General features: G+C 68.8%; 5 protein-coding genes. 2 read left to right on the top strand and 3 right to left on the bottom strand.

Annotated elements, in window-relative coordinates; translation table 11 throughout:
* The first annotated feature begins 27 nt into the window (after window positions 1-27).
* Window positions 28-519: an ankyrin repeat domain-containing protein gene (locus VHK87_RS03770; protein WP_329633566.1), complete on the top strand. Its 492-nt coding sequence runs from the start codon at window positions 28-30 to the stop codon at window positions 517-519.
* A gap of 198 nt (window positions 520-717) precedes the next feature.
* Here the strand turns inward: VHK87_RS03770 and VHK87_RS03775 are convergent, their stop codons facing one another.
* The gene (locus VHK87_RS03775; RefSeq protein WP_329633562.1) at window positions 718-1,695 is read right to left on the bottom strand and encodes an arginase family protein; all 978 of its coding nucleotides are present in this window, start codon (window positions 1,693-1,695) and stop codon (window positions 718-720) included.
* Between the two features lie 238 nt (window positions 1,696-1,933).
* Here VHK87_RS03775 and VHK87_RS03780 point away from each other — a divergent pair, with 238 nt between their 5' ends.
* Window positions 1,934-2,353, top strand: coding sequence for a CBS domain-containing protein (locus VHK87_RS03780; RefSeq protein ID WP_329633563.1), 420 nt, complete (start codon window positions 1,934-1,936; stop codon window positions 2,351-2,353).
* Window positions 2,354-2,977: 624 nt separating this feature from the next.
* On the opposite strand, the gene VHK87_RS03785 is transcribed toward VHK87_RS03780, so the two are convergent.
* Window positions 2,978-3,901, bottom strand: a complete 924-nt coding sequence (locus tag VHK87_RS03785) for a JmjC domain-containing protein (RefSeq protein WP_329633564.1) — start codon at window positions 3,899-3,901, stop codon at window positions 2,978-2,980.
* A 310-nt stretch (window positions 3,902-4,211) separates the two neighbouring features.
* Window positions 4,212-4,460 (bottom strand): hypothetical protein, encoded by a 249-nt coding sequence (locus tag VHK87_RS03790; RefSeq protein ID WP_329633565.1) that lies wholly within the window; start codon window positions 4,458-4,460, stop codon window positions 4,212-4,214.
* Window positions 4,461-5,357 lie beyond the last annotated feature (897 nt).

Consider the following 5,357-nt stretch of genomic DNA (forward strand, 5'->3'; position numbering starts at 1 on the left):
CCTCCCCCGGTTGTGCGAGCCGCCCCGATGTTGGACGAGGCCGGGTCACAGCGCCCGCCTCCGGCGACGGCTGGGACCTCTCCGGTGCCTGCCTCGACTCGACAGCCGCCCGTTGCTGCGCCGTCCGCCCCCGCCGGCGCCGACAGCCTCGAGGAACTTGTCGTCACTGGCAGCGCTGCCGTACGACCCGAGGCGCGCGTTGGAACCCCGCGGCGCGCGGCCTCACCGCCGGCTTCCCGCCCCCCAGAGGGCGCGAGGCTCCGCGCGGCCGCCGCCGCCGGCCGCACCGCCGAAGTGGCGGAGCTGCTGCGTGAGGGGGTCGCCGTCGACAGCCCCGACGACGCCGGCGAGACGGCGCTGATGAAGAGCATCCAGGCGCGCCATCCGACCGTCGCAGCCCTGCTGCGCCGGCATGGGGCGGACCTGGACCTGAAGAACCACGCCGGGGTCTCGGCAAGGGCGCTCGCTGCCTCCAGCGAGGATCCGGAGCTCCTTGAAGCCCTTGGGCTCGCCAGGTAACGCCCGGAGGAAGCCGAGCGCCCGCAGCGGCGGTGAGCCGCCGGCACGCGAACGAAGCCGCCCCCATCGTGCGAACCGGGCCATCTCTTCTGATGCGGATCGCCGAGTGCAACCTGCTCGCAACCACGGGGAACGGCTAACCCATACGCCAGGGCCCGTCGGCAGCCCTCCACCGACGTTCACGGCGATCTTCGGTGTCTAGAAATGCCTCAGCGCGGCGGTGAGCACCTCCGTCAGCACAGCGCCCGCGGCGGCTTCCGGGTCGAGCTGCGGATTGTAGATGGCGACCTCCAGGCCCACCGCCCTCCCGCTCGCCACCGCGCAGGTGAGCACGTGCGTGAGTTCATCGGGACTCAGGCCCCCGGGGATGCGGTAGTCGACCGCAGGCATCACCTCGTCATCGAGGACGTCGGCGTCCAGGTGGATGAGGAAGCCGTCGAGGCGCGGATCGCACAAGCGGGCCAGAGCCAAGTCGAGGGCGTTGTCCAGCCCGAGACGGCGGATCGACGGCAGATCCAGGCTCAGCGTTGCAGCCGGCAGAGGCTGGCTCCCGTAGTCGGCCTGGTCCTTGTGGTCACGCCAGCCGAACGCCACCACGTCCTCTTCGCAGATCGACGCGCCTCGGCGCTCCAGGTCCGCGACGGCTGCGGGACCATGGCCGGTGGCGAACGCAAGATCCATGGAGGCCGCCTCCCCGTTTGGGTTGGCCTCCGGCTGGAAGAAGTCGGCGTTGCCGTCGATGAACAGCAGCCCGTGGCGACCGCGCCGTTTCAAAGCGAGCGCAGATCCCAGCAGGATCGAACAGTCGCCCCCCAGGATCAGCGGGAACTCGCCGTCCTCAAGCATCTCCTGAACCGCGTCCGCCAAGCCGATGCTGTAGCTGGCCAGCTCCGCGGCGTTCAGCACTCCTGTCGCGGGATCGATTTCCCCTCCGGCCGTCGGCGCCTCCACTCGTCTGGTCGCCCTTACGCCAAGTCCGTCCGCCAGGCCCAGCTGAAGAAGGGCGCTCGGAAGTTGCTGCACCCCATAGGACGCAAGGCCCAGCCCAGAGGGCGCTTCCAGGATCGCGAGGCCAGGCATGTTACGGCGTGAAAGCCGGCTCAGCCTGCCCGGTTCCGGCCGTTCTCGAACAGCGGATTTGAGACCGCAGACTCTATTCGGCTGGCGCTGGGACACGTGCGGCTCGCCCCTCGCGGACCTCACGCCGGCGCCGGTAGACCCGCGCCTTGGCGCGCCGCTTCGTCTTTCTAGAGCTCCCTCGCATCCCAGAGGGCCAGCGTTCGCCGCCGGTTAGGGTCAGCGCCACAAGACATCGATGCGATGGCCGTGACCGTGCCCTCGCGATCTCGAGGCCTGCTCCCGCTCGGAACAGGGGCGGTCGGTAGTCGTTGCACGGTTCTACACAGGAGCGTGCATGAAGGTTTCGGACGTAATGACCCGGGATGTGCAGGTCGCAAGCCCCACGGATACCGTCGCGGACGTGGCGCGCCGAATGTCGGAGATCGACTCCGGCGTCATGCCAATACAGCAGGGTGGCCAGATCGTAGGCCTGATCACGGACCGAGACATCGTGATCCGAGTGGTCGGCGAGGGCCGCGATAATGAGATCCCGGTCAGCGAAGTGATGACGAGCCCCGTTGAGACCTGCTTGGCGAGCGAGAGCCTGAAGACGGCCACCAAAAGGATGGCTGACCTACAAATGCGGCGCCTGGTGATCGTCGATGACCAAGGCAGCCTCGCCGGTATCCTATCCTTGGGTGACGTCGCCCGTGAGGCCTCAGCTCGGGCATTGGGCCACACGCTCGAGGAAATTTCTGAAGACGGCGCCCGCTAGCCGAAAACCGTCCCGCACACGGCCGGCAGAGCGCCAGGAGGGGAAGTTGGCGAAGCGGCCCATCGTGGACAGTACCGTTAAGCGGCAGCAGGGCCCCGCACGTGCCAGTCCCCGTGTCAGCAACGGGTGCAATCCGGACCCTGGCCTCTTCGCGTCGGCGACGCCGAAGGCTGATACGGAGCTTGGTCCGTCGGGGGACTGTCGATCGTTGCGCACAGCGCCACAATGTGACCTGGAGCGCGTCAGCCGATCGCACCAAACCATGCGCCTGGCGGATATGGGGCCTCGATGGGCGCGTAACCGGGCGAGGCTCAGCGATAGGGCGTGTTTCTGCGTAGGTGGCGTGTCAGGTCTGGCGCGCCGTCGGTCCACCACACCGGGCCCCGCTCGCCAAGCGCCACCTTGGCGGCATGTACGCGCGAGCGCGCCGCTTTCACGGCGGCGGCGTCCTTGGCCCGTAAGCCCGCGCCGACGGCTCGTCGCGCCGACATGAGTTCTGACACCCACCGCGAACGCTCCTGCGCCGGCAGGTTCGGATCGCCCGCACGCCAAAGCCGGCCGCGCAGGACGAGATAGCGGCCGTCGGGAGTGCGTTCCGGCTCCTCCGCCTTGCGGGCAGCAGGTTCACACCTCCCGCCCACCCGGCGCTCCTCGCAGCAAGAACACACCTCGGCGAACCATCTCGCGCACGAAGGTCAACGTCTCCTCCGGCTCGGCGCAGGCGGCCAGGTCTCCGAAGCGCACCGCCTGGCCTGATACCAGCTGGGACAGCACGCGCTGAAGGCGCCCTGAGATCGTGAACCGGTCCCCCCGCCAGCTCAGCACCACCGCACCTGAAGCGTCCGCGGGCGCAAGCGACGCCGGCCCCGGCGCAAGCCACACCTCGTCCTGCTCGCTGGGCGTGGTGTCCACGCCGCCGATAGCGGGGAAGGATAGCCGCGGCGCCGCCCGGTAAGCCGCATCCAGGTCGCGCCGGTAGCGTCGAGCGAGGTCCGCCGGATCGGCTTGCGCCGCGAGCGCGAGCAAATCGGAGAGCCGATTGGCCAGCGCCCTCTCACCTTCCTCGAAGGGGAGATCCCGTCGCACCAGCGCCTCTTCGGCGAGCGTGTCCGCGAGCCAGTGAAAGAAGTCAGCTCCGGTGCGGCGGGTAAGCCCTATGGTAAGGTGGAGGCTCGGCTCGTCCACCCCCAGCGCGGCGTGCCACACGCCGCGCGGCAGGTAGAGCACATCGCCCGCCTCGAGCACCAGGTCCTGGCCTGACGAGGACGGCGGTCGGTGATCGGCCGGATCGCCCCTGACCAACGGCGCCTCGCGGGTCGCACCGTAGAGCGACCAGCGCTTGCGGCCCTCCGCCTGCACCACGATGACGTCGTGGTCGTCCCAATGGACGTCGAAGCCAGGACGGCTCCGCCAGCAGGCGTAGAGATTGGCTTGGCAAACGCAGGCGAACTCCGCCGCGAGGGACTCGCAGAGGTCCCGCAGGTTTGGGCTGGCATCCTGAGCCGCGTTCAGGATCAGGGTCGCCCCATCGCGCAGCGCCTTGGTCAATCGTGGCGGGTCGATCCGCCCGGAGCCATCCCGCGCAGCGTGAGCCTCGGCGCCTGAGAGGTACAGTCGCGCCCGGCCGAACCGATGCTCTGCGAGCCCGGTGTTTAGCCGATCCCAATCGAACAGAGCCCGCGCCTTCGCGGGGTCGATCCGCCCCCGCCAGGGGGAGCGGCCGAACGCCCCGGACAGTTCGGCCGCTTGGTCGCCACCAACCAGCTGCGCCAGAGCACGCCCGCTCGTGAAGATCCGCGCGCCATCCATCGCTCAAGACCGACGCCGGATGGTTGGCCGCCGTCGGCTCGCGACTGCCTCAGTGCTGGCCTTGGTCCCGTCCATGGACGCCGCCGACATCCCGATCCGGTCCGGGCTCTTCTGAGGATCCGCCGTTGTCTCGGCCGTGGGCGCCGCCCACGTCGCGATCTTCGCCGGAGTCCTCGGTGCCGCCCTCGTCGCGCCCATGCACGCCACCGACGTCTCTGTCGCCGTCCGGCTGCGAACTGCCGCCCGCCTCATCTACCCCCTGCAGCAGCGGCCCGCCGTCGCCCTCAATCTGTGTCATTTGCAGAACCTCTCGGTGAGAATGGAAGCAAGGCCTTAAGGCCTATCAGGCAACTCGCGTTGGCGAGGTTCGATCCGGCGTAGCCCGCTGGCGTTGGAGAGACTCCGCAGCGGATGCCCTCCAGTCAGCATGAGGCAGCGGGTCGCTGGGCTCTCCGCCGCTCGCGTCGCCGCACGTGGCGGCTTCTCACCCCGCCATCTGAATAGCTAAGCGCCGCCAGTGCATGCGAGGTCGGTTGGGGCCCACAGCGGCCAATGCGTGGAGGTCAGCCCACGTGAAGTCCGCTTTGCGCCAGAAGAGGACCTTGGCTCGACGCCAGAACCTCGGGCGCGCACGCTAGCGGTCCCGAGACCAGCGGCTGCGCTACGCTGCTTCAGGCGAGCACCCAATCCGCAGGCAAACCCGCCAAAGCTGGAAGTCGCCAGTCCATCATGTCGAGACGGACGGGATTGCTCAGGATCGCGACCATGGGGCCTCCGGTAGTAATCGCCTCGATTTTTAGTTGTGTGCCGAGCGTCAAGCAAACCGCAGGCCCGCGCCGCGGCCGGGGATGTCGTGACCCTATCTTCTCGCCGGCTCGGAGGCAGAGCCAGCTCGCTACGTCGTCGCTCCTAGGGCTGCGGGCCTCGCCCTTCTCAGCCCGTCAGAAAGGTCTGCAACGCGCCATGAGCGGACCTTGAGTTCGGCGTCGGGAGCGGACCTTCACCTGTCCCGGCTCGGAAGACCACTTCCCACCCGCTGCTCGCGCGGAACCCGCGTCCGAACCCGCGTGGGACGGAAGCCGCGAGCTCGGATTGCATCAACGCCAGACCGGCCTTGAGAGCGGCTAGGCTTGGCCGCAAACTTCCGGCGAGACTGTGGCGAGGGTGAGCCTGATGAGAGCTTTCTTGGCATTCG

It is taken from the genome of Phenylobacterium sp. (assembly GCF_036263695.1).
Lineage (GTDB): Bacteria > Pseudomonadota > Alphaproteobacteria > Caulobacterales > Caulobacteraceae > Phenylobacterium.